Consider the following 20466-nt stretch of genomic DNA (forward strand, 5'->3'; position numbering starts at 1 on the left):
GAATGGGCGCGCTTCCGTCAGGAGGCGCGCCCAAACTCGTTACCGGGCCGCGCTTTCGGAGCCCATCCAGTCATAGCAGGGTGTACATGAACCGCATTCGCAACTTCTCGATCATCGCCCACATCGACCACGGCAAATCCACCTTGGCCGACCGCTTCATCCAACACAGTGGCGCGTTGAGCAACCGGGAGATGGCCGAACAGGTGCTCGACTCCATGGATTTGGAGCGCGAGCGCGGCATCACCATCAAGGCCCAGAGCGTCTCCCTGGAGTACCGGGCAAAGGACGGGCAGACCTACGAGCTTAACTTTATCGACACCCCCGGCCACGTGGACTTCTCCTACGAAGTGTCGCGCTCGCTGTTCGCCTGTGAGGGCGCGCTGCTGGTGGTGGATGCCTCCCAGGGGGTGGAGGCGCAGAGTGTGGCCAACTGCTACACGGCGGTGGACCAGGGCCTGGAGATCATCCCGGTGCTGAACAAGATCGATCTGCCCTCTTCGGATCCGCAGCGGGTGATCCAGCAGATCGAGGAGATCATCGGGCTAGACGGCGAGGAGGCGCTGAAGATCAGTGCCAAGACCGGCGAGGGGATCGAAGAGCTGCTGGAGGCGCTGGTGCAGCGGGTGCCAGCCCCCAAGGGGGACCCGGAGGCAGCGCTGAAGGCGCTGATCATCGACTCCTGGTTTGACAACTACCTGGGGGTGGTGGCTTTGGTCCGGGTCTTCGACGGCGCGCTGAAAAAGGGCGATCGGATCCGCGTCATGTCCACGGGCCGGGAGTTCCAGGTGGACGAGCTGGGCTTTTTTACCCCCAAGCGGGTGCTGCGTGACCGGCTGGACACCGGCCAGGTCGGCTTCGTGGTGGCCGGGATCAAGGACATCGACGGGGCGCCGGTGGGCGACACCCTGACTTCGGCGCAGAAGCCGGCGGACAGCCCGGTACCCGGTTTTAAGAAGGTGCAGCCAAGGGTGTTCGCGGGCGTCTTTCCCACCAGCTCGGACGACTTCGAGAACTTCCGGACCGCACTGGAGAAGTTGCGTCTGAACGATGCCTCCCTGCATTTCGAGCCGGAGACCTCGCAGGCCTTGGGCTTCGGTTTCCGTTGCGGCTTCCTCGGCATGTTGCACATGGAGATCGTCCAGGAGCGTCTGGAACGCGAGTACGGCCTGGACCTGATCACCACCGCCCCCACCGTGGTCCATGAAGTGCTCACCACCGACGGCGAGACGCTTTATATCCACAACCCTTCTGAGCTGCCGGCGCCGAACAAGATCGAGGACATCCGCGAGCCCATTATCGCGGCCAGCATCCTGGTGCCCGAGGAGCACGTGGGCAATGTCATCAAGCTCTGCGTGGAGAAGCGCGGGGTGCAGAAAGAGATGCAGTACGTCGGCAACCAGATCTCGCTGGTGTATGAGATGCCTATGGGCGAGGTGGTGCTCGATTTCTTCGACCGGCTCAAGTCGGTCTCCCGGGGGTTTGCCTCCTTTGACTATGAATTCAAGCGCTTCCAGTCCGCCGATCTGGTGAAGGTGGACGTGCTGATCAATGGTGACAAGGTGGACGCCCTGGCGGTGATCGTGCACCGCGATCAGGCCCAGAGCCGCGGCCGGGAGTTGACCGACAAGCTCAAGGAGATCATCCCGCGGCAGATGTTCGAGGTGGCGATCCAGGCCGCCATCGGCAACCACGTCATTGCCCGCAGCACCGTCAAGGCGCTGCGCAAGAACGTAACCGCCAAGTGCTACGGTGGCGATATCAGTCGTAAACGCAAGTTGCTGGAGAAACAGAAGGCGGGCAAGAAGCGCATGAAGCAAGTCGGTAAGGTCGAGATCCCGCAGGAGGCGTTCCTGGCCGTACTGCAGGTGGACAACAAAAAGTCATAGGGAAGACGCCCGTGAATCTGGATTTTGAACTCCTGCTCGTGCTGCTGACCCTGGTCACCGGCGTGATCTGGGCCTGGGACCGGTTCTACCGGCGCCGACGGCTGCCGGAGGCCGAGCGCGACCAGCCGCCGCCCTGGTATATCGACTTCCCCAAGTCGCTGTTCCCGGTGATCCTGGCGGTCCTGCTGATCCGTGGGTTCGTCGCCGAACCCTTCCGGATTCCCTCCGGGTCCATGGTGCCCACCTTGCTTACCGGCGACTTCATCCTGGTCAACAAGTCCTCCTACGGCCTGCGCTGGCCGGTGCTCGGTACTCGCATCATGGGCAACGGGGCGCCGGAGCGGGGCGAGGTGGCGGTGTTCAAGTACCCGGTGGACCCGGGCCAGGACTACATCAAACGGGTGGTCGGGCTGCCGGGGGACACCGTCGCCTACCAGGACAAGACGCTGTATGTGAACGGCGAGCCGGTGGCCCGTGAGGCGCTGGGGCAGTATGACAGCCTGCACGCCGATAGCCTGGCAACCCTTTACCAGGAGAGCCTGGATGCCGGGGAGTACCATGTGCTGCTGCACGAGCGCTCGCCCTCCGGGGAACTCCACGAGGTCACCGTGCCTGACGACATGTACTTTACCCTGGGCGACAACCGTGATCGGAGTGCCGATAGTCGGATGTGGGGTTTCGTGCCCGACGACTACCTGGTGGGGCGGGCCTTCCTTATCTGGATGAGCTGGGATGTGCATAATAACCGGGTTGATTGGGGCCGGATTGGCGAGCGCATCCAATAAGCGCCCGGTGCGCCTGCATCCATCACCAGGGAGCGCAAGTATGACGAGCAGTCTCCGTCGGCAAGAGGGCATGGGGTTCCTCGGCATCATCGCCGTGCTGGCCGTGGTCGGTTTCATTGGCCTGCTGGGGGTGCGAATGGTGCCCATCTACCTGGAGGCGAATACCGTGCGCGGCATCGTCCAGGGTATGCAGGACGACCCGGCCATGCGGGGGGCCTCCCACCGGGAGATCCGCCAGCGCCTGGCGCGCCAGTTCCAAGTCAACAACGTGAGCGGGCCGGACCTGGATGAAGACCTGGTCTTCGAGCGGATGGCCGGGGGTACCTCGGTACAGCTCCGTTACGAGGTGCGCTTCCCGGTCATTGCCAACCTCGACGGGGTTGCGGCTTTCGAGACCTCGGCCGTGGTGCCCGGAGACTGATGCCAACGCCCAAGGACGCCCTGCAGGACCGGTTGGGGTACCGCTTTCGCCGGCCGGAGTTGTTGGACGAGGCGCTCACCCACCGCAGTGTCACCGGCCCCGACAACGAACGGCTGGAGTTCCTCGGCGACGGCATCCTCAACTTTGTCATCGCCGATGAGCTGTACCACCGTCGCCCCGACGCCACCGAGGGGGTGTTGAGCCGGCTGCGTGCCACCCTGGTCAACGGCCGGACCCTGGCGGAGATCGGCAAGGGCTTGGACGTGGGCACGGCCCTGCGCCTGGGCGGCGGCGAGATGAAGAGCGGAGGGCAACGCCGGAAGTCCATCCTGGCGGATGCGGTGGAGGCGCTGTTCGGGGCCATCTACCTGGACGGGGGTTTCGACCCGAGCCGGGAGACCATTCTGCGGCTCTACCGGGACCGCCTGGCATCCCTGCCCACGGAGGCGGAACTCAAGGACCCCAAGACCCGTCTGCAGGAGCATCTGCAGGCGGGGCGCCGGCCCCTCCCGCGCTATGAGGTGCTGGAGGTCAGTGGCCAATCCCATGATCAGACCTTCCGCGTGGCCTGCCGACTGCAGGACGCGGCGGTCACCGCCGAAGGCGAGGCCGGCAGCCGGCGCAAGGCGGAACAACAGGCCGCGGAGCAGATGCTGAAGCGGTTGGAGGACAAGCATGAGCGATGAACCCAGGCCTGCCGAGGGGCAGCCGGCCGGGCTGAGCGACGAACTGCCCTTGATCCGGTGCGGGCACGTGGCCCTGGTTGGGCGGCCCAACGTGGGCAAATCCACCCTGCTCAATCAGCTACTGGGCCAGAAGATTAGCATCGTCACCCGGAAACCGCAGACCACCCGGCAGCGTATTCTCGGTGTCTGTCACCGGGACGGCGCGCAGATTGTCTACGTGGACACGCCGGGGCTGCACCAGCGCCGCGACAAGGCCCTCAACCGCTATCTCAACCGGACGGCCGCCAATGCCCTGGCCGATGTCGACTTGGTGGTCTTCCTGGTGGACCGGTTGCACTTCAAGCCCGAGGATGAGGCGGTCCTGGAGCGGCTGAAGCGAAGGGATGTGCCGGTGATCCTGGCCATCAACAAGGTCGACCGACTACGCGACAAGGCCCAATTGCTGCCACATATTCAGTGGTTGAGTGAGCAGCACCCGTTCGTGGAGGTGGTACCGCTGTCCGCGCTCAAGGGCGAGAACCTGGCGCCTCTGGAGGAGGCGATCCTACGCCAGCTGCCGGAGTCGCCGCCCCTGTTCCCGGAGGACTACATCACCGATCGCGGGCCGCGTTTTCGCATCGCCGAGTTGATCCGCGAGCAGCTCATGCGCCACCTGGGCGAAGAGCTGCCCTATGCCACCGCCGTGGAGGTCGAGGCCATGGACCAGGAGGGGCAACTGACCCGCATCAGCGCGCTGATCTGGGTGGAACGTCCGGGGCAGAAGGCCATTGTCATCGGCGACGGCGGCCAACGGCTGAAGGTGATCGGTTCGCGGGCGCGCCAAGAGATTCAGCAGCTTCTGGGCGGCCGGGTCTTCCTGCAATTGTGGGTCAAGGTGCGCGAGGGCTGGTCGGACGACGAACGGGCCCTGCAGAGCCTCGGTTACGAGGGCGACTGAGCCCATGAGCGGGGACCGGGTGCTGGTTCAGCCGGCGTGGGTGCTGCACCGCCGGCCCTGGAGCGAGAGCAGCCTGATCGTGGAGCTGTTCAGCCGCGACTTCGGCCGGATCGGTGCGGTGGCGCGGGGCGGGCGCAACAGCCGGCGCTGGCGCGGCTTGCTGGAGCCCTTCAGCCCCGTACTGGCCAGTTGGCAGGGCCGCGGTGAACTCCGCAGTCTGGTGGCCGCGGAACCCGACGGGGCACGCCCGGCGCTCGCCGGGGCGGCCCTGGCCAGCGGCTTTTACCTCAATGAGCTGCTGCTGCGCCTGCTGCGCCGGGACGATCCCCACCCCGAACTCCACCCCCTTTACGGCGACACCCTCAACCGTCTTCCCGACGAGGCGGCCTTGCGGGGCTTCGAGTGCCGGCTGTTGGAGGCGCTGGGCTACGGCCTGCTCTTGCTGGAGGACATGGGGGGTGAGCCGGTGCACGGCGAGGCCCACTACCGGTATCATCTCGAGCATGGCCCGGAGCGTCTGGCCGCGGTGCCGGAGGCGGGGGAGGGCCTACTGGTTCGCGGGCGGACCCTGCTGGCGCTGGCGGGCCGGGAGGCACTGGCCGGCCCATCGCTGCCCGAGGCGCGCCGCCTGATGCGTGCGGCGCTGTCCCTCTACCTGGGCGATCGGCCCCTGCAGAGCCGTGCCCTGTACCGCCAGTTGGCCCGCACCCCCCGCGCCGCGACCCCGGCCTCACCCAATGATCACTGACCAGGAGGACATAGCCATCGTGCCCCAGGACGATCCCGCGGACCGCCCCCTGTTATTGGGGGTCAACATCGACCACGTGGCCACGCTGCGCCAGGCCCGCGGCACCGCCTATCCCGACCCGGTGCAGGCGGCCTTCGCGGCGGAGCAGGCCGGCGCCGATCTGATCACGGTCCATCTGCGCGAGGACCGGCGCCACATTCAGGACCGGGATGTGGCGCTGCTGGCGCAGACCGTCCAGACGCGGATGAACCTGGAGATGGCGGTCACCGACGAGATGCTGCGCATCGCCACCGAACTGCGGCCCTCGGACTGCTGCCTGGTGCCGGAGCGGCGGGAGGAGCTCACCACCGAGGGTGGCCTGGACGTCCAGGCCCAACCGGACCGGATCGCCGAGGCCTGCGCCCGGCTGGGTGAGGCGGGGATACGGGTGTCGCTGTTTATCGACCCCGACCCCGAGCAGGTGGAGGCGGCTGCCCGGGTCGGTGCGCCGGTGGTGGAGCTGCACACCGGCGCCTGGGCCGAGGCGGGCAACCCGCGGGATGCCCGGGTGGAACTGGAGCGGCTGCGCACCGCAGTGGGTCACGGGCTCCAGTGCGGCCTGCAGGTGAATGGCGGGCACGGACTGCACTATCACAATGTGCAGCCGGTGGCGGCCATCACCGGCGTGCGGGAGCTCAACATCGGCCACGCCATCATCGCCCGTGCGGTCTTCTCCGGTCTGCCCGATGCGGTGCGGGAGATGAAACGCCTGATGCGGGAGGCCCGTCAGCTATGATCGTGGGACTGGGCACCGATCTGGTGGAGATCGCCCGGATGGAGCGCCTGCTGGCCCGCCACGGCGACCGGGCGCTGACGCGCCTGCTCCATGTCCAAGAGCGGGCCGAGTGCCCGCGCGCGCCCGATCGGGCGGCCCGCTTCCTCGCCCGCCGCTTTGCGGCCAAGGAGGCCGCGGCCAAGGCCCTGGGTACCGGTATCGCGAACGGCATTCGCTTTGCCGACCTGCAGGTCAGCCACGACGACCGGGGCCGCCCGCTGCTTAACCTGCACGGCGAGGCTCGCCAGCACGCCCAGGCGCTGGGCGCGACCGGCCATCACCTGAGTATCAGCGACGAACAAACCCATGCCCTGGCCTTTGTGGTGCTGGAGTCCAGCGATTAAGCCGCATCCGGTCGGGCAAGCAGATTGGATACCCAAATGTCATACCCCACCGTCGAGGCCTTTGTAGGCAACACCCCGCTGGTGCGCCTCCAGCGCATGGTGCCACCCGAGCGCAACAACCGGATCCTGGCCAAGCTGGAGGGCAACAACCCCGCCGGCTCGGTGAAGGACCGGCCAGCTGTGCACATGATCCGTCGCGCCGAGGAACGGGGCCGGATCCGGCCCGGCGACACCCTGATCGAAGCCACCAGTGGCAATACCGGCATCGCGCTGGCCATGGCGGCCGCCATCAAGGGCTACCGCATGGTCCTGATCATGCCGGAGAACATGAGCACCGAGCGGCGTGCCTCCATGGCCGCCTACGGCGCGGAGCTGGTGCTGGTCAGCCAGGAGGAGGGCATGGAGGGCGCACGGGATCTGGCCGCCCGCATGGCCGAAGAGGGCCGGGGGCTGGTCCTGGACCAGTTCGCCAACCCTGATAACTCGGCCGCCCACTACGAGAGCACCGGCCCGGAGATCTGGCGCGACACCGAGGGCACGATCACCCACTTCGTCAGCTCCATGGGGACCACCGGCACCATCATGGGCTGCTCCCGGTTCTTTAAGGAGCAGTCGGAGGCGGTGCAGATCGTCGGTGTGCAGCCGGAGGACGGCTCCAGCATCCCCGGTATCCGGCGCTGGCCGGAGGCCTACCTGCCGAAGATCTACGAGCCGGCCCGCGTGGACCGCATCCTCGATGTCAGCAGCGACGACGCCATCACCACCACCCGCCGGCTGGCGGCGGAGGAGGGGATCATGGCGGGCATGTCGTCCGGTGGTTGCCTGCACGCGGCCCTGCGTCTGGAGCGGGAGGTGGAGAACGCCACCATCGTGGTCATCATCTGTGACCGGGGCGACCGTTACCTCTCCACCGGGCTGTTCGAAGGCTGATCATGAATGTGCTCGTCTTTGATATCGAAACCGTACCCGATGTGGTGGGCGGCCGTCGCCTCCTCGGGCTGGACCCGAGTCTTTCCGACCAGGAGGTGGCCGAGGCCATGATGGCCCTGCGGCGGCAGAGTGCCGGGACCGACTTCCAGCGCCTGCACCTGCACCGGATCGTTGCCATCTCCATCGCCGCCGACCTGGACCGGCACGGCTTTCGGGTCTGGTCGCTGGGGGACCCGGAGGATGACGAGGCAGAGCTGATCCGCCGCTTCTTTGACGGCGTTGAACGCTATGCGCCCCGGCTCGTCTCCTGGAACGGCGGTGGTTTCGACCTGCCCGTGCTGCACTACCGGGCGCTGCTGCATGGGATCACCGCCCGCCGCTACTGGGACAGCGGCCAGGAGGACCGCGATTTCCGCTTCAACAACTACCTCAACCGGTTTCACGACCGCCATACTGACCTGATGGACGTGCTGGCCGGGTACCAGGCCCGGGCCAATGCGCCGCTGGACGAGATCGCCACCCTGCTGGGCTATCCGGGCAAGATGGGGATGAGCGGGGGCAAGGTCTGGGAGGCGGTGCAGGCCGGGGAGCTGGGCGCGGTTCGCGACTACTGCGAGACGGATGTGCTCAACACCTACCTGGTCTGGCTGCGCTATCAGCTCATGCGCGGCCGGCTCACCCCGGAAGGGCTGCAGGCCGAGGAGGGGCGGGTCAAAGAGGCCCTGCGCGGCGACGGCCGCCCCCACCTGCAGGCCTTCCTCGCCGCCTGGGAGGGGGACGACCATGGGGCGTAGGCGGCGGCGCCTCCCGCGGGAGCCCTTCGAGATAGCGATCACCGGCCTGTCCCACGAGGGGCGCGGCATCGCCCACCACGACGAACGCACGCTGTTCGTGCACGGTGCCCTGCCGGGTGAGCGGGTGCGGGCGGTCTATACCAAGCGTCGGCGCAGCGTCGCCGAGGCCCGGGTGGTGGAGGTGGTGTCGCCCGCCCCGGAGCGCATCGCGCCCCATTGTCCCCATTTCGGGGTCTGTGGCGGCTGCAGCCTGCAGCATCTCACCCCGGAGCGGCAGGTGGAGCTCAAGCAATCGGTGCTGATGGAGCAGTTCCACCATATGGGGGGCGTGCAACCGGAGCGCGTGCTGGCCCCGCTCACCGGCGCACCGTGGGGGTATCGACGCAAGGCGCGCCTGGCGGTCAAGCACGTGCCCCGCAAGGGGGGGGTCCTGGTGGGGTTCCGGGAGAAGCACAGCCCCTTTGTCGCGGAGATGGACCGCTGCCCGGTGCTCGACCCACGGGTGGGGGAACGGCTCACCGAGCTCGGGCGCCTGATCGAGGGGCTCTCCATCCCCGACCGGGTGCCGCAGATTGAGGTGGCCCTGGGCGACGAGACCGGTGCCCTGGTCTTCCGAAACCTGGCGCCCTTGACCGCGGCGGACCTCAACCGCCTCGCCGGTTTCGCCCGCGACAGTGGCCTGGCGGTCTATCAGCAGCCGGGTAACGAGGCGACCATGGCCCTGGTGCACGACCCGGTGGGCCGGCGATTGGACTACGCTCTGCCAGGGCATGGCGTGCGCCTGGGCTTCCGGCCCGGCGACTTCACCCAGGTCAATGCCGAGATCAACCGGGCTATGGTGGATCAGGCGCTGGATCTGCTGGCGGTGGAGCCGGGGCAGCGGGTCCTGGACCTGTTCTGCGGCTTGGGTAATTTCACCCTGCCGCTGGCCCGGCGGGCCAGCGAAGTGGTCGGTGTGGAGGGGGCCGAGGCGCTGGTGGAACGCGGCCGGGAGAACGCCCTGCGCAACGGCCTGGATAACGTCCGCTTTTACGGGGCCGACCTCACCCTCGCTGCGGCCGATCAACCCTGGGCGACCGGCGGCTTCGACCGGGTGCTGTTGGATCCGCCGCGGTCTGGCGCCTTCGAGGTGCTGGGGTTGGTGGCGGCCCTCGGGCCGAAGCGGATCGTCTACGTCTCCTGTGGCCCGGCCACCCTGGCCCGCGATGCCGGCGAGCTGGTGCACCGGCACGGCTACCGGCTGACCGCCGCCGGGGTCATGGACATGTTCCCGCACACGGCCCATGTCGAGAGCATGGCGGTGTTCCAAAGAGAGGCGCAGGACTGAGATGAGTCACCGTATCGAAATCCTCGACAAGTCCGTCGTTTACGATGGGTTCTTTAAAATGATCCGCTACCGCCTGCGCCACGGCCTGTTCCAGGGCGGGCTGAGCGCGCCGCTGACCCGGGAGCTCTTTGAGCGGGGGCATTCGGTGGGCGTGCTGCCCTATGACGCCGACCGCGACGAGGTGCTGCTCATTGAGCAGTTCCGCATCGGTGCCTTGGACCATCCGCGCGGGGCCTGGCTGATGGAGATCGTGGCGGGGATCGTGGAGCCGGGTGAAAGGCCGACGGATGTGGCGCGCCGGGAGGCGGTGGAGGAGGCGGACTGCCGGTTGCAGGCGATCGAGCCGATCTGCGAATACCTGGTGAGCCCCGGTGGCACCTCGGAATCGGTGGCCCTGTATTGCGCGCGGATGGACAGCGAGGGCCTGGACGGCGGTATCCATGGCCACGACCACGAGGGCGAGGACATCAAAGTCCACGTGGTGCCCTTCGAGGAGGCCATGGACATGGTCGAGACCGGTATCATCCATTCTGCCATGCCCATTATCGCCCTGCAGTGGCTGGCGCTGCACCGCGATCGCCTGCGGGAGGCCTGGCAGAGCTATTGAGGCCGCCCCCGCGGGTGTCAGGGCGCCGGATCCACCCGGAGCCAGATCCGCAGCTCCCGGGCATCGGCCGGCCGGGTGCGGAAGATCCGCGTCCCCGGGACCGCCTCCGGGGGCGGATCGCGGTCAACGCGGGTCTCGCCCAATAGGATCCACTCACCCACCCGGCCGGTCAGCCGACCGGTCCACTCTCGGGAGAGCACCGAGTCCGGATCCCGCGGGTCCAGGCGCTGGCTGAGGGCGGAGAGCGCCACGGTCACCCGGTCGTCGCCGTGCAGCAGTGGTCGCGCCACCAGGCTCTGCTCCACGGTGAGGTAATAGGGCCGCTCCTCCAGCAGGAGGGTGTGCGGGCTGAGATAGATCCGCCGCTGCTCCCGGGGCAGGGCCTGCTCCAGGCGCAGCACCACCTCGCGGCCCTCTTGGGCCAGGACCCGCTGCTCACGGCTGACCCGCCCGGTGGCGTGGCGGCGGATCACCGTGCCTTCCCGCTCCTCCCGGCGCACCGGTCCCTCCTCGAAGCGCAGGGTGAGCGTTACGGCGCGGGTCGGTTGATCCAGTTGTCGCAGCATCCGCTCGGCGGCGTCGAGTTCCGCGCCGGGGCCGCGCAGCAGCAGCTGGAAATGGCGGCCGCTGAGCCGAGTCTGGTCCAACTGGGGCTCCAGCAGGGGGATCAGGGCCTCCGCCGGCTGATGCTGAAGCTGTATCACCCGGGTTTCCAGGGTGGCCCCCAGGGCGACCGGGCCGGCGCAAAGCATCGCGAACGCCAGGAGGGCCGGCAGTAGGGCCCTGGCCGCGGGCCGGACGGTGGTCATAACGGCAATACCTTTACCTCGGGCGACTCCACCGAATAATCCCACAGGGCGTTGAATTCGCGGAGCCACAGGCGGCAGGGGCCGGCGTTGTCCGGGTGCCAGCCCCCCCGGTAGCCCTCGGAACGGCGGCGCCAGAGGGCGCCCCGGCCGTCCACCATCATCCAGACGGTCTCCGGCAGCTCCGCCTCCGGGGCGAGCTCCCGGATGGCGATCGCCGTGGGCAGTTTGCGTGCCAGCGCCAGCAGTCGGTGTTTATGCCGGACCAGTGGCTTACTGCTCTCCAGCAGGATGCGGATGCGCGGTTTGGACGCCGTTACTGCGACCTGCCGTAACGCTTCGGCCAGGGCGGCGGTATTATAGACGCTGGGGTCCAGCTCGGCGGACAGAATATCCACCCGCCGCCGGCCCAGGCGTGCCAGCCGCACCGCCGCCTCCGCGTGCTCGCTGGCGGTCTCCAGCGGGTGCCAGCCCGGCCTCGTCTCGTCCATGTCCATAGGGACTTGCTCCGCTCGCCATGGGTTCTGGTCAGATGCGCCGCGCCTGCTCGGCGGCATTACCAATATAGCCGGCCGGCGTGAGCTGTTGCAGCTCGGCGCGGGCGCTGGCGGGGATGTCCAACTCGGCGATGAACGCCTGCAGCGCCGGTCCGGTGATGGCGCGCCCGCGGGTGAAGGCCTTGAGCTGTTCGTAGGGCTTCTCCAGGCCGTGCCGGCGCATCACCGTCTGCACCGCCTCGGCCAGCACCTCCCAGGCGGCGTCGAGATCCTCGGCCAGGCGCTGGGGGTTGGCCTCCAGCTTGTCCACCCCCTTGCGCAGGCTGTGCAGCGCGATCACGGTATGGCCGATGCCCGTGCCGAGGGTGCGCAACACGGTGGAATCGGTCAGGTCGCGTTGCCAGCGCGAGACCGGCAGCTTGCGGGCCAGGTGCTCGAGCAGGGCATTGGCCACCCCCAGATTGCCCTCGGCGTTTTCGAAGTCGATGGGGTTGACCTTGTGCGGCATGGTGGAGGAGCCCACCTCGCCCTCCACCAGGCGCTGCTTAAAGTAGCCCAGCGAGATGTAGCCCCAGATATCGCGGCTGAAATCGATCAGCACCGTGTTGACCCGGGCCAGGGCATCGAAGGCCTCCGCGATGTAGTCGTGGGGTTCGATCTGTGTCGTGTAGGGGTTCCACTCCAGGCCCATGCCCTCGACGTAGCGCTGCGCGAGCCCCGGCCAGTCCACCCGCGGATAGGTGCACAGGTGGGCGTTGAAGTTGCCCACCGCACCGTTGATCTTGCCCAGGACGCTCACCGCTGCCAGCTGTTCGCGCTGCCGGCGCAGGCGGTGGACCACGTTGGCGATCTCCTTGCCCAGGGTGGTGGGCGAGGCGGTCTGGCCGTGGGTGCGCGAGAGCATGGGTTGATCGGCGTGGGTGTGCGCCAAGCCCCGCAGCTGCTCGATGACCTCGTCCAGCAGCGGCAGCAACACCTCGTCCCGCCCGGCCTTCAGCATCAGGGCGTAGGCCAGGTTGTTGATGTCCTCGGAGGTGCAGGCGAAATGGACGAACTCGCTGATCGCCGCCAGTTCCGGCAGCTCGGCCAGGCGCTCCTTGAGGTAGTACTCCACCGCCTTCACATCGTGATTGGTGGTGGCCTCGTAACGCTTGATCCGCTCGCCGTCCTTGGGGCCGAAATTATCGATCAGCTCCTGCAGGAAGGTGCGCGCCTGGGGCGAAAGGGCGGGCACCTCGCGGATATCCGGGTGGGCGGCGAGGGCCTCCAGCCAGCGGACCTCCACAATGACCCGGTGCCGGATGAGGCCAAACTCGCTGAACAGGGGTTGCAACGCGCTGGTCTTGTTGCCGTAGCGGCCGTCAACGGGGGAAATGGCGGTCAGGCGGGTCAGCTCCATGGTGCCCTCTTCGGTTGGGTGGTCTCGGGATTAAGCGGTCGATTGTACTGCGCCAACCGCCGGGCTGCACCCGTCCACAGCCGTTGCCGGAGGCCTACAATGACGGGATGACGGGTCTGGGCGGCGTGGCCGCCCCTCACCACCGAGACAGGCCGGGAGGTCGACGATGAACGGACAGGGATACCGCATCGAGCGGGACAGCATGGGCGAACTGCAGGTGCCGGAAACCGCCCTCTGGGGGGCGCAGACCCAGCGTGCGGTGGAGAATTTTCCGGTCAGCGATCTGCGGATGCCGCGCAGCTTCATCCGCGCCCTGGGGCTGATCAAGGGCGCGGCGGCGCGGGCCAACTATGAGCTGGAGCTCCTCGCCCCGGAGATTGCCGAGGCCATCGCCGAGGCCGCCCGCGAGGTGGAGCAGGGCGACCATGACGACCAGTTTCCGGTGGACGTCTTCCAGACCGGCTCCGGCACCAGCAGCAACATGAATGCCAACGAGGTGATTGCCCGCCTGGCCAGCGACCGGTTGGGCAAGGCCGTACACCCCAACGATCACGTCAACATGGGACAGAGCAGCAATGACGTGATCCCCACCGCCATTCATGTCAGCGCCTGTCTGGCCCTGCACGAGCAACTCCTGCCCGCCTTGGAGGGGCTGGAACAACAGATCCGCGACAAGGCCGCGGCGTTGGAGGGGCGGGTCAAGACCGGGCGGACCCATTTGATGGACGCCATGCCGGTGAGCTTTGCCCAAGAGCTTGGGGGGTGGGCCACCCAGGTGGGCCACGGCGCGGAGCGCATCCGCGCCAGTCTGCCGCGCCTGGAGGCGTTGGCCCAGGGCGGGACCGCCGTCGGCACCGGGATCAACGCCCCGCCCTCCTTCGGCGCCCGGGTGGCTGGCCTGATCGCGGAGCGTACCGGAGTGCCCTTTACGCCCTGCGCGGACCGCTTCGAGGCGCTCTCCAGCCAGGATGCGGCGGTGGAGATGCACGGTCAGCTCCGCACCGTGGCGGTCAGCCTGATGAAGATCGCCAATGATCTGCGCTGGATGAACAGCGGGCCGCTGGCCGGTCTGGGCGAGATCGCACTCCCGGCCCTGCAACCGGGCAGCTCGATCATGCCGGGCAAGGTCAACCCGGTGATCCCGGAGTCGGTGGCCATGGTCAGCGCCCAGGTCATGGGCAACGACACCACCCTGGCGGTCGCCGGCCAGTCGGGCAATTTCCAGCTCAATGTCATGCTGCCCGTGGTGGGTTACAACCTGTTGCAGAGCATCGGTCTGCTGGCCAACGCCAGCCGGCTGCTGGGGGACAAGGCCATCGCCGGTTTCACGGTGAACGAGGGGCGCATCGGCGAGGCCCTGGACCGCAACCCCATCCTGGTCACGGCCCTGAACGCGGTGATCGGTTACGAAAAGGGCGCCGAGATCGCCAAGACCGCCTACAAAGAGGGCCGTCCGATCATGGAGGTGGCCCGTGAGCACACGGATCTGTCCGAGGAGGCGCTGCAGCGTCTGCTGGACCCGGCCGCGCTCACCCGGGGCGGGATTCAGAAGTGACTGGGCCGGGGCCGCTGCGGCGGTCGTAGCGGGCGAAAAGCTGCCCGGCGCGGCCGTCGCCCTCCCGGTCCAGATAGAGGTGCACCAGGTCGAAATCCGCGGGCGGGGCCAGCACCGGGCCCTCGGTGATGGTGGCGTAATCGGCACCGGCGACGATGCGCAGGCGGTGGGTCAGGAACAGGCTCTCCAGGACCCCGGCGCGCAGCAGTTCGTGCATGACCCACGGTCCGGTCACTGAGTAGGCCCGCCGGTAGCCTTCGGCGGCCAGGTGCCGGGTTAGCCGTGCCGCGTCCACCCGCGGGCCGGCACCGCAGTCGATCACCGTGGCGCCCTGGCGTTCCAGGCGATCACGGGCCCGGGGGGAGGCCCCGGTGACGGTGGCCACCCAGACCCGCCGACCCTGACGGAACAACAACTCGGGAAGTGGGAAGTCCAGGGTCGCACTCAACACCACCACGTCCGGTTGACCGGGGAGGCCCTGGTCCTGCCGCCAGGCAACCAGGTCGCCGTAATCCGTTCCGAGCGGAAGAATATCCTGTGCCCGGCCCGCCTGCAGGTCACGGAAGTAGCGTCCGCTGCTGAGGAGGATGTCCGCCCGCGCGGCCAGCTCCTGGAACAGCCGCCAGTCCCGCCGGTTGGCGATGCTGCCCGGTACCGTCTGCGCCGGCAAGCCGTCGCCCAGGGCGATGCGTCCGTCCAGGCTGGTGACGAAGTTGCCGTAGACGTAGAGCCGGTCGTCCCCGCGCGGCAGCGGCAGGTCGCGATACAGGTTGGTCAGGGGGATGGGGTCGTGGTTGCCCGGCGGGTGCAGGGGGATCAGCGGTGGCGTCATAGTGAGCAACGGGCCTGGTTGGTGATGGGATGATGGCCTGATACCGGCGGGAAATCCAGCGTATACTGGGCGCCTCTCAGACCCACGGTTAATGTAACCCTAGACGTGTAACTATTTTGAGCTGCATCGCGCCCTTTGACCTGCATTGCCGTCGCTGCCCGCGTCTGGCGGCGTTCCTGGACCAGGTGGCGGCGGATCATCCGGCTTATCACGCGCGCCCGGTACCCTCTTTCGGTGACCCGGCGGCGCGCCTGCTGGTGGTCGGCCTGGCTCCGGGGATGCACGGCGCCAACGCCAGCGGTCGGCCCTTCACCGGGGATCATGCCGGCATCCTGCTCTACCGTACCCTTCACGCGTGTGGCTTCGCCAATCAGCCCAATGGCGACCACCCGGAGGACGGGCTGGTGCTGCACGACTGCCGCATCACCAACGCCGTGCGCTGCCTGCCACCGGGCAACAAGCCCAACCGCCAGGAGGTGCGCAACTGCCTGCCCTACCTGCGATACGAGTTGTCGAGCCTGGGGCCGGGGGGCGTGGTGCTGGCGCTGGGGCGTGTGGCCCATGAGGCGGTGCTGCTGGCAGAGGACGAGCGCCTCAGCCACCATCCCTTCGCCCATGGCGCGGAGCACCCCCTCGCGGGCGGGCGCATCCTGTTGGACAGCTACCACTGCAGCCGGTACAACACCCAGACCCGGCGCCTGACCCCGGCAATGTTCTCCGCCGTTTTCCAGCACGCGCGCCATCTGCTCAGCCGCTCATGACCGACGTGCCGAGCCCCTTCGACCCCAAGGCCTTCGTCCGCAGCCTCACCCAACGCCCCGGCGTCTACCGGATGGTGGATGGGCGCGGTGAGGTGCTTTATGTCGGCAAGGCCCGCAATCTGAAGAAGCGGGTCGCCAGCTATTTCACGCGCTCGCGGAAGTCGGCGCGCATCGAGCTGATGCTCACCCAGGTCCAGGACATCCAGGTCACCGTCACGCATACCGAGGCGGAGGCGCTGATCCTGGAGAACACCCTCATCAAGGAACTGCGGCCGCGCTACAATGTGCTGTTGCGCGACGATAAGTCCTACCCCTGGATCTACCTCTCATCGCACCAGGACTTCCCGCGGCTGAGCTTTCACCGCGGTGCCCGCAAGGGGCCCGGGCGCTGGTTCGGGCCGTTTCCCAGCGGTCATGCGGTGCGGGAAACGCTTAACACCCTGCAGAAGGTGTTTCGCATAAGGCAGTGCCAAGACAGCTTTTTCAGTAACCGATCCCGCCCCTGTCTGCAGCATCAGATCAAACGCTGCACGGCCCCCTGCGTGGGCTACATCAGCCGCGAGGCCTACCAGGAGGACGTGCGCCACGCCGTGCTCTTCCTGGAGGGGCGCTCCAATCAGGTGATTGAGGAGCTGGGCGCACGTATGGAGGCGGCGTCGGAGCGGCTGGAGTTCGAGGCGGCGGCGCAGTACCGGGACCGGATTCAGGCCCTGCAGGCGGTCCAGGAGCGCCAGTACATCGTGGGGGAGAAGGGCGACCTGGACGTCATCGCCTGCGTCTCCGACGGGGTCACGGCCTGTGTCACGGTCTTTTTCTTTCGCCAGGGCCGGAATCTGGGCAACAAGGTCTTCTATCCGCGCATCCCGGAGGGCGCCGATGAGGCGGAGGTCCTTGCCGCCTTCCTGGCCCGCTACTACATCGGCCGTAAGGCCCCCCCGGAGCTGGTGATCAGCCACACCATCCCGGAGCAGAAGGTCCTCGGGGAGGCGCTCTCCCGCGAATCCGGTCATCGGGTGAGAGTGACCCACTCGGTGCGCAAGGAGCGCCGCCGCTGGCTTGAGATGGCGTTGACCAACGCCCGCCACGCCCTGACCGCGCGTACCTCCACTCAGGCGATGGCCCTGCACCGCCTGGAGGCCTTACAGGATGCGCTGCAACTCCCGGCACTGCCGGAGCGCATTGAGTGCTTCGATATCAGCCACACCCGGGGCGAGGCTACCGTGGCCGCCTGTGTGGTGTTCAACCAGGACGGCCCGCTGAAGTCCGACTACCGCCGGTTCAATATCCGTGGTATCACCCCGGGGGACGATTACGCCGCCATGCGCCAGGCCCTCAGTCGGCGTTATCAGCGCTTGAAAAAGGGCGAGGGCGTGCTGCCGGATATCCTGCTGATCGATGGGGGCAAGGGCCAGGTGGCGCAGGCCGAGGCCGTCCTGGAGGAGTTGCAGGTGGACGATGTCTACCTGGTGGGGATCGCCAAGGGCCCGGAGCGGCGCCCCGGCGAGGAGACCCTGATACTATCTGATGAGGACGGACGCGAGAAAACCCTGGGACCGGATGCCCCGGCGTTGCAGTTGTTGCAGCAGGTGCGGGACGAGGCGCACCGCTTTGCCATTGCCGGCCACCGGCAACAGCGGGGCAAGGCGCGGACCCGCTCGGCGCTGGAGGACATTCCCGGGCTGGGCCCCAAGCGACGCCAGGCCCTGTTGCGCCACTTTGGAGGCCTGAAGGCGGTCGCCCGGGCCGGGGTGGAGGACCTGGCCCGCACCCCGGGCATCAGTCGGGCCCTGGCGCAGAAGGTCTACGATCATTACCACGGAGATAGCGGTTAAACCATGCAGTTGAACTGGCCCAACGCCCTGACCCTGTTCCGGATTGCGCTGATCCCGGTGCTGGGGCTGTGCTTCTTGCTCCCGGCACCCTGGATGAACGTGCTGGCGGTGATCGTGTTCAGCGCGGCGGCCGTCACCGACTGGCTGGACGGCTACCTGGCGCGCCGGCTGCAGCAGACCTCCGCCTTCGGGGCGTTCCTGGACCCAGTGGCCGACAAGCTAATGGTCGCGGTCGCCCTGGTGGCGCTGGTCGCGGTGCATCCGGGGCCCTGGCTCGCCGTGCCGGCCAGCATCATCATCGGCCGTGAGATTGCCGTGTCCGCCCTGCGTGAGTGGATGGCGAACCTCGGGGCCCGGGCCAGCGTGGCGGTGAGCATGGCCGGCAAGGTCAAGACGACCGCCCAGATGGCGGCCATCATCATGCTGTTATACGGTCAATCGCTGGGCCCGATCCCGCTCTTTGAGCTGGGCGTGGTGCTCCTTTACGTGGCGGCGGTGCTGACCGTATACTCCATGGCGCTGTATCTGAGGGCGGCCTGGGAGCAGCTCGCGTAGCGCCCCGCCGGGTTCGGCCCCCGCCACTGCGGCAGCGCAGCAGGGGTTGACACACCTTCAGAGGGCTGTAAAATACGCACCCACAACGCAGCGGGAATAGCTCAGTTGGTAGAGCACAACCTTGCCAAGGTTGGGGTCGCGAGTTCGAGTCTCGTTTCCCGCTCCAAACAGCCAGAAGCCCCGGCCAGTCCGGGGCTTCTCTCGTTACGGCCGGGGTGGAGGGCCTCTCGCTCGGCCTCCGGGCCAGGTCGGGCCTCGCAATTTTGCGCCCAGGCTGTTAAGATCTCGCGCGATGGCTAGGTGGCAGAGTGGTGATGCAGCGGCCTGCAAAGCCGTGTACCTCGGTTCGATTCCGGGCCTAGCCTCCATCTCCCACGCCCCGGCTGCCCCGGCAGGGGCGACTCCCGCAGGACCATCCCGCCCGGATGGCGGAATTGGTAGACGCAGGGGACTTAAAATCCCCCGGCTTTAAGCCGTGCCGGTTCAAGTCCGGCTCCGGGCACCAGCCACGCCCTTTCCCCGCACCGTCCACCCCTGCGTGCAACCGCTGCCCCGACCGGGGTCAACCGCGGTACCCGCTCATCCATCATCCTCCAGGCGTCGCCAGAGGTAGCGCCCCAGCCCCCAGGCACCCAGTAGCATCAGGGCGGTGACCAGTAACGCCCAAAAGGCCTCGCCGGCGGTTGGCATGCGCGCGTAATGCAACAACACCTGGGTGATCACCATGATGACGAGCGTGGAGGGCAGCAGCCCCGCCGCCGTCCCGAGCAGGAAGTCGTGGAAACGCAGACGCGTGGTGCCAGCCACCAGGTTGATCACGATATGGGGCAGCAGCGGGAAGAGATTGACCAGTATCACGCTGCGGACGCCGTGTCGGGCAAGCGCCCGGTTCAGGCGTTCAATACGGGGGCCGGCATGGCGCTGTACCAGGCCCTCCCCGAACAGCCGCCCGGCCAGGTAACCCAGCAATGCGCCGAAGACCGTGGCCGTGTAGGCGACCACGAAGCCCTGCCAGGCCCCGAGCAGGATAACGCTGAGCGCGACCAGCACCAGGTGCGGCAGGGCAAGCTGCTGCGCCACAACGATCAGGGCGAAGACCAGCCAGGGGAACCAGCCGGTGTCGGCAAACCGCTGGCCCAGCGCCTGCACCCGATCGGGGTGCCAGCCCTCCCCCGGGGACAGGAGGAACCAGAGGAGCGCAAGGGCGCCGACGGCCAGTAACAGCCCCAGCAGCAGGTGTGGCCGGCTAGCGGGCCGCATGGGACCACCGAAGAAGATAGGTCACCAGCAGGTGGGTCGCGCCCCAGAGCAGGGTGCTGGCGGTTAACAGTGCGGCCAACCAAAGCCAGGGCGGCATTAGTTGCTGAGGCTCGCTGATCCCGAACACCCAGTTGATGTTCTGCTCCGGCGTGGACAGCAGATAGCTGGCCACCAGCAGTGTCCAGCCCACCGGTGGCCAGCAGAGGACGGCGCGCCGGTCGTAGCCAAGGCGCACCACCAGCCATAGGAGCAGGAAGGGCAACACCGCATGGTAGAGCGAGAGTGCGCGGATGAACGGTGGGATGTCCGGATCAAACATATAGGCGGTGACGCCCAGCGGCGGTTCACCGCCCAGCACAAGACCGCTGAGGAAGCCCATAATCCAGCCCAGCTCCGGGACCAGAACGGCGATCAGCAGGCTGCTCAGGATCAGCCGGTGCCCCAGCCAAACCCCAGCCAGTCCGAGGAGCAGCGCCGCGTTCGAGAACCAGAGGAAGTTGGCAGGGCCGTACCACCAGAAATAGGCTGGCACCAGCACCGCGACGAAGCCCAGATAACCCCACTTCAGCCACCCGGGTATGGTGGATGACGGCATGCCTGCACCCTCCAGTACCATGACCGTGCCCGTGCCTCCGGCGGGAAGTGTCAGCGGCTATTGCACATACTGTGGCAGATACCGGCATCATAGCG

At 67.6% G+C, this 20466-nt stretch carries 22 protein-coding genes and 3 tRNA genes; 19 read left to right on the top strand and 6 right to left on the bottom strand.

Annotated elements, in window-relative coordinates; translation table 11 throughout:
* The first annotated feature begins 86 nt into the window (after nt 1–86).
* Genes lepA through MLG_RS06915 form a run of 12 tightly spaced genes read left to right on the top strand, consistent with a single transcriptional unit; the run spans nt 87 to nt 10279 of the window.
* Nucleotides 87–1886: a translation elongation factor 4 gene (gene lepA, locus MLG_RS06860; protein ID WP_041717953.1), complete on the top strand. Its 1800-nt coding sequence runs from the start codon at nt 87–89 to the stop codon at nt 1884–1886.
* 11 nt (nt 1887–1897) lie between these two features.
* Nucleotides 1898–2671, top strand: coding sequence for a signal peptidase I (lepB, locus tag MLG_RS06865; protein ID WP_011629089.1), 774 nt, complete (start codon nt 1898–1900; stop codon nt 2669–2671).
* 40 nt (nt 2672–2711) lie between these two features.
* Complete coding sequence (locus MLG_RS06870; protein WP_011629090.1) at nt 2712–3092, top strand: DUF4845 domain-containing protein; 381 nt, start codon at nt 2712–2714, stop codon at nt 3090–3092.
* On the top strand, nt 3092–3778 hold the full coding sequence (gene rnc / locus MLG_RS06875; RefSeq protein ID WP_011629091.1) for a ribonuclease III: 687 nt from the start codon (nt 3092–3094) through the stop codon (nt 3776–3778). The genes MLG_RS06870 and rnc overlap by 1 nt, the downstream gene beginning before the upstream one ends.
* The gene (era, locus tag MLG_RS06880; protein ID WP_011629092.1) at nt 3768–4715 is read left to right on the top strand and encodes a GTPase Era; all 948 of its coding nucleotides are present in this window, start codon (nt 3768–3770) and stop codon (nt 4713–4715) included. The genes rnc and era overlap by 11 nt, the downstream gene beginning before the upstream one ends.
* Nucleotides 4716–4719: 4 nt before the next feature.
* On the top strand, nt 4720–5463 hold the full coding sequence (gene recO / locus MLG_RS06885; protein WP_011629093.1) for a DNA repair protein RecO: 744 nt from the start codon (nt 4720–4722) through the stop codon (nt 5461–5463).
* On the top strand, nt 5453–6238 hold the full coding sequence (gene pdxJ, locus MLG_RS06890; RefSeq protein ID WP_011629094.1) for a pyridoxine 5'-phosphate synthase: 786 nt from the start codon (nt 5453–5455) through the stop codon (nt 6236–6238). Before recO ends, pdxJ begins: the two co-directional genes overlap by 11 nt.
* The gene (gene acpS / locus MLG_RS06895; RefSeq protein ID WP_011629095.1) at nt 6235–6621 is read left to right on the top strand and encodes a holo-ACP synthase; all 387 of its coding nucleotides are present in this window, start codon (nt 6235–6237) and stop codon (nt 6619–6621) included. The genes pdxJ and acpS overlap by 4 nt, the downstream gene beginning before the upstream one ends.
* A 36-nt stretch (nt 6622–6657) precedes the next feature.
* Nucleotides 6658–7551 (top strand): cysteine synthase CysM, encoded by an 894-nt coding sequence (gene cysM, locus MLG_RS06900; RefSeq protein WP_011629096.1) that lies wholly within the window; start codon nt 6658–6660, stop codon nt 7549–7551.
* Nucleotides 7552–7553: 2 nt separating this feature from the next.
* Nucleotides 7554–8345: a 3'-5' exonuclease gene (locus tag MLG_RS06905; protein WP_011629097.1), complete on the top strand. Its 792-nt coding sequence runs from the start codon at nt 7554–7556 to the stop codon at nt 8343–8345.
* Nucleotides 8335–9672, top strand: a complete 1338-nt coding sequence (gene rlmD, locus MLG_RS06910; RefSeq protein WP_011629098.1) for a 23S rRNA (uracil(1939)-C(5))-methyltransferase RlmD — start codon at nt 8335–8337, stop codon at nt 9670–9672. Before MLG_RS06905 ends, rlmD begins: the two co-directional genes overlap by 11 nt.
* A 1-nt stretch (nt 9673) precedes the next feature.
* Complete coding sequence (locus tag MLG_RS06915; RefSeq protein WP_011629099.1) at nt 9674–10279, top strand: NUDIX domain-containing protein; 606 nt, start codon at nt 9674–9676, stop codon at nt 10277–10279.
* Between the two features lie 17 nt (nt 10280–10296).
* On the opposite strand, the gene MLG_RS06920 is transcribed toward MLG_RS06915, so the two are convergent.
* The 3 genes from MLG_RS06920 to purB are packed head-to-tail and all read right to left on the bottom strand — an operon-like array spanning nt 10297 to nt 12981.
* A complete protein-coding gene (locus MLG_RS06920) occupies nt 10297–11088 on the bottom strand; it encodes a hypothetical protein (protein ID WP_011629100.1) in 792 nt (263 codons plus the stop codon).
* A complete protein-coding gene (locus tag MLG_RS06925; RefSeq protein WP_011629101.1) occupies nt 11085–11582 on the bottom strand; it encodes a DUF7931 domain-containing protein in 498 nt (165 codons plus the stop codon). Before MLG_RS06925 ends, MLG_RS06920 begins: the two co-directional genes overlap by 4 nt.
* Before the next feature lie 31 nt (nt 11583–11613).
* Nucleotides 11614–12981, bottom strand: coding sequence for an adenylosuccinate lyase (gene purB, locus MLG_RS06930; protein ID WP_011629102.1), 1368 nt, complete (start codon nt 12979–12981; stop codon nt 11614–11616).
* 166 nt (nt 12982–13147) lie between these two features.
* On the opposite strand from purB, the gene MLG_RS06935 reads away from it, so the two are divergent.
* On the top strand, nt 13148–14536 hold the full coding sequence (locus MLG_RS06935) for a class II fumarate hydratase (protein WP_011629103.1): 1389 nt from the start codon (nt 13148–13150) through the stop codon (nt 14534–14536).
* Here the strand turns inward: MLG_RS06935 and MLG_RS06940 are convergent.
* Nucleotides 14511–15368, bottom strand: a complete 858-nt coding sequence (locus MLG_RS06940; protein WP_011629104.1) for a RibD family protein — start codon at nt 15366–15368, stop codon at nt 14511–14513. The two genes, MLG_RS06935 and MLG_RS06940, sit on opposite strands and share 26 nt — an antisense overlap.
* Before the next feature lie 116 nt (nt 15369–15484).
* Between MLG_RS06940 and MLG_RS06945 the strand changes: the two genes are divergently transcribed.
* The 6 genes from MLG_RS06945 to MLG_RS06970 all read left to right on the top strand — a co-directional run bounded on the left by MLG_RS06945 (nt 15485) and on the right by MLG_RS06970 (nt 19021).
* Nucleotides 15485–16129, top strand: a complete 645-nt coding sequence (locus MLG_RS06945) for a uracil-DNA glycosylase (protein WP_011629105.1) — start codon at nt 15485–15487, stop codon at nt 16127–16129.
* The gene (uvrC, locus tag MLG_RS06950; RefSeq protein WP_011629106.1) at nt 16126–17961 is read left to right on the top strand and encodes an excinuclease ABC subunit UvrC; all 1836 of its coding nucleotides are present in this window, start codon (nt 16126–16128) and stop codon (nt 17959–17961) included. Before MLG_RS06945 ends, uvrC begins: the two co-directional genes overlap by 4 nt.
* 3 nt (nt 17962–17964) lie before the next feature.
* Entirely contained in the window at nt 17965–18516 is a 552-nt protein-coding gene (pgsA, locus tag MLG_RS06955) for a CDP-diacylglycerol--glycerol-3-phosphate 3-phosphatidyltransferase (RefSeq protein ID WP_011629107.1), read from the top strand.
* A 90-nt stretch (nt 18517–18606) separates the two neighbouring features.
* Nucleotides 18607–18682 (top strand) — tRNA-Gly (locus tag MLG_RS06960).
* A gap of 128 nt (nt 18683–18810) precedes the next feature.
* Nucleotides 18811–18884, top strand: a tRNA-Cys gene (locus MLG_RS06965).
* Nucleotides 18885–18935: 51 nt separating this feature from the next.
* Nucleotides 18936–19021: transfer RNA gene (locus MLG_RS06970), tRNA-Leu, on the top strand.
* Between the two features lie 74 nt (nt 19022–19095).
* Here MLG_RS06970 and MLG_RS06975 read toward each other — a convergent pair.
* Nucleotides 19096–19776, bottom strand: coding sequence for a TVP38/TMEM64 family protein (locus tag MLG_RS06975; protein ID WP_011629108.1), 681 nt, complete (start codon nt 19774–19776; stop codon nt 19096–19098).
* The gene (locus MLG_RS06980) at nt 19763–20371 is read right to left on the bottom strand and encodes a hypothetical protein (protein ID WP_011629109.1); all 609 of its coding nucleotides are present in this window, start codon (nt 20369–20371) and stop codon (nt 19763–19765) included. The genes MLG_RS06975 and MLG_RS06980 overlap by 14 nt, the downstream gene beginning before the upstream one ends.
* Between the last annotated feature and the right edge of the window lie 95 nt (nt 20372–20466).

The organism is Alkalilimnicola ehrlichii MLHE-1, assembly GCF_000014785.1.
GTDB lineage: Bacteria > Pseudomonadota > Gammaproteobacteria > Nitrococcales > Halorhodospiraceae > Alkalilimnicola > Alkalilimnicola ehrlichii.

What these genes read in the sequence shown, in the direction of transcription:
- uvrC (WP_011629106.1), top strand. Translation starts at nt 16,126, where the DNA reads ATGACCGACGTGCCGAGCCCCTTCGACCCCAAGGCCTTCGTCCGCAGC.
- MLG_RS06870 (WP_011629090.1), top strand. Translation starts at nt 2,712, where the DNA reads ATGACGAGCAGTCTCCGTCGGCAAGAGGGCATGGGGTTCCTCGGCATC.
- purB (WP_011629102.1), bottom strand. Translation starts at nt 12,981, where the DNA reads ATGGAGCTGACCCGCCTGACCGCCATTTCCCCCGTTGACGGCCGCTAC.
- acpS (WP_011629095.1), top strand. Translation starts at nt 6,235, where the DNA reads ATGATCGTGGGACTGGGCACCGATCTGGTGGAGATCGCCCGGATGGAG.
- lepA (WP_041717953.1), top strand. Translation starts at nt 87, where the DNA reads ATGAACCGCATTCGCAACTTCTCGATCATCGCCCACATCGACCACGGC.
- MLG_RS06940 (WP_011629104.1), bottom strand. Translation starts at nt 15,368, where the DNA reads ATGACGCCACCGCTGATCCCCCTGCACCCGCCGGGCAACCACGACCCC.
- MLG_RS06905 (WP_011629097.1), top strand. Translation starts at nt 7,554, where the DNA reads ATGAATGTGCTCGTCTTTGATATCGAAACCGTACCCGATGTGGTGGGC.
- MLG_RS06935 (WP_011629103.1), top strand. Translation starts at nt 13,148, where the DNA reads ATGAACGGACAGGGATACCGCATCGAGCGGGACAGCATGGGCGAACTG.
- MLG_RS06915 (WP_011629099.1), top strand. Translation starts at nt 9,674, where the DNA reads ATGAGTCACCGTATCGAAATCCTCGACAAGTCCGTCGTTTACGATGGG.
- era (WP_011629092.1), top strand. Translation starts at nt 3,768, where the DNA reads ATGAGCGATGAACCCAGGCCTGCCGAGGGGCAGCCGGCCGGGCTGAGC.
- rlmD (WP_011629098.1), top strand. Translation starts at nt 8,335, where the DNA reads ATGGGGCGTAGGCGGCGGCGCCTCCCGCGGGAGCCCTTCGAGATAGCG.
- MLG_RS06920 (WP_011629100.1), bottom strand. Translation starts at nt 11,088, where the DNA reads ATGACCACCGTCCGGCCCGCGGCCAGGGCCCTACTGCCGGCCCTCCTG.
- MLG_RS06925 (WP_011629101.1), bottom strand. Translation starts at nt 11,582, where the DNA reads ATGGACATGGACGAGACGAGGCCGGGCTGGCACCCGCTGGAGACCGCC.
- pgsA (WP_011629107.1), top strand. Translation starts at nt 17,965, where the DNA reads ATGCAGTTGAACTGGCCCAACGCCCTGACCCTGTTCCGGATTGCGCTG.
- pdxJ (WP_011629094.1), top strand. Translation starts at nt 5,453, where the DNA reads ATGATCACTGACCAGGAGGACATAGCCATCGTGCCCCAGGACGATCCC.
- recO (WP_011629093.1), top strand. Translation starts at nt 4,720, where the DNA reads ATGAGCGGGGACCGGGTGCTGGTTCAGCCGGCGTGGGTGCTGCACCGC.
- cysM (WP_011629096.1), top strand. Translation starts at nt 6,658, where the DNA reads ATGTCATACCCCACCGTCGAGGCCTTTGTAGGCAACACCCCGCTGGTG.
- MLG_RS06980 (WP_011629109.1), bottom strand. Translation starts at nt 20,371, where the DNA reads ATGCCGTCATCCACCATACCCGGGTGGCTGAAGTGGGGTTATCTGGGC.
- rnc (WP_011629091.1), top strand. Translation starts at nt 3,092, where the DNA reads ATGCCAACGCCCAAGGACGCCCTGCAGGACCGGTTGGGGTACCGCTTT.
- MLG_RS06975 (WP_011629108.1), bottom strand. Translation starts at nt 19,776, where the DNA reads ATGCGGCCCGCTAGCCGGCCACACCTGCTGCTGGGGCTGTTACTGGCC.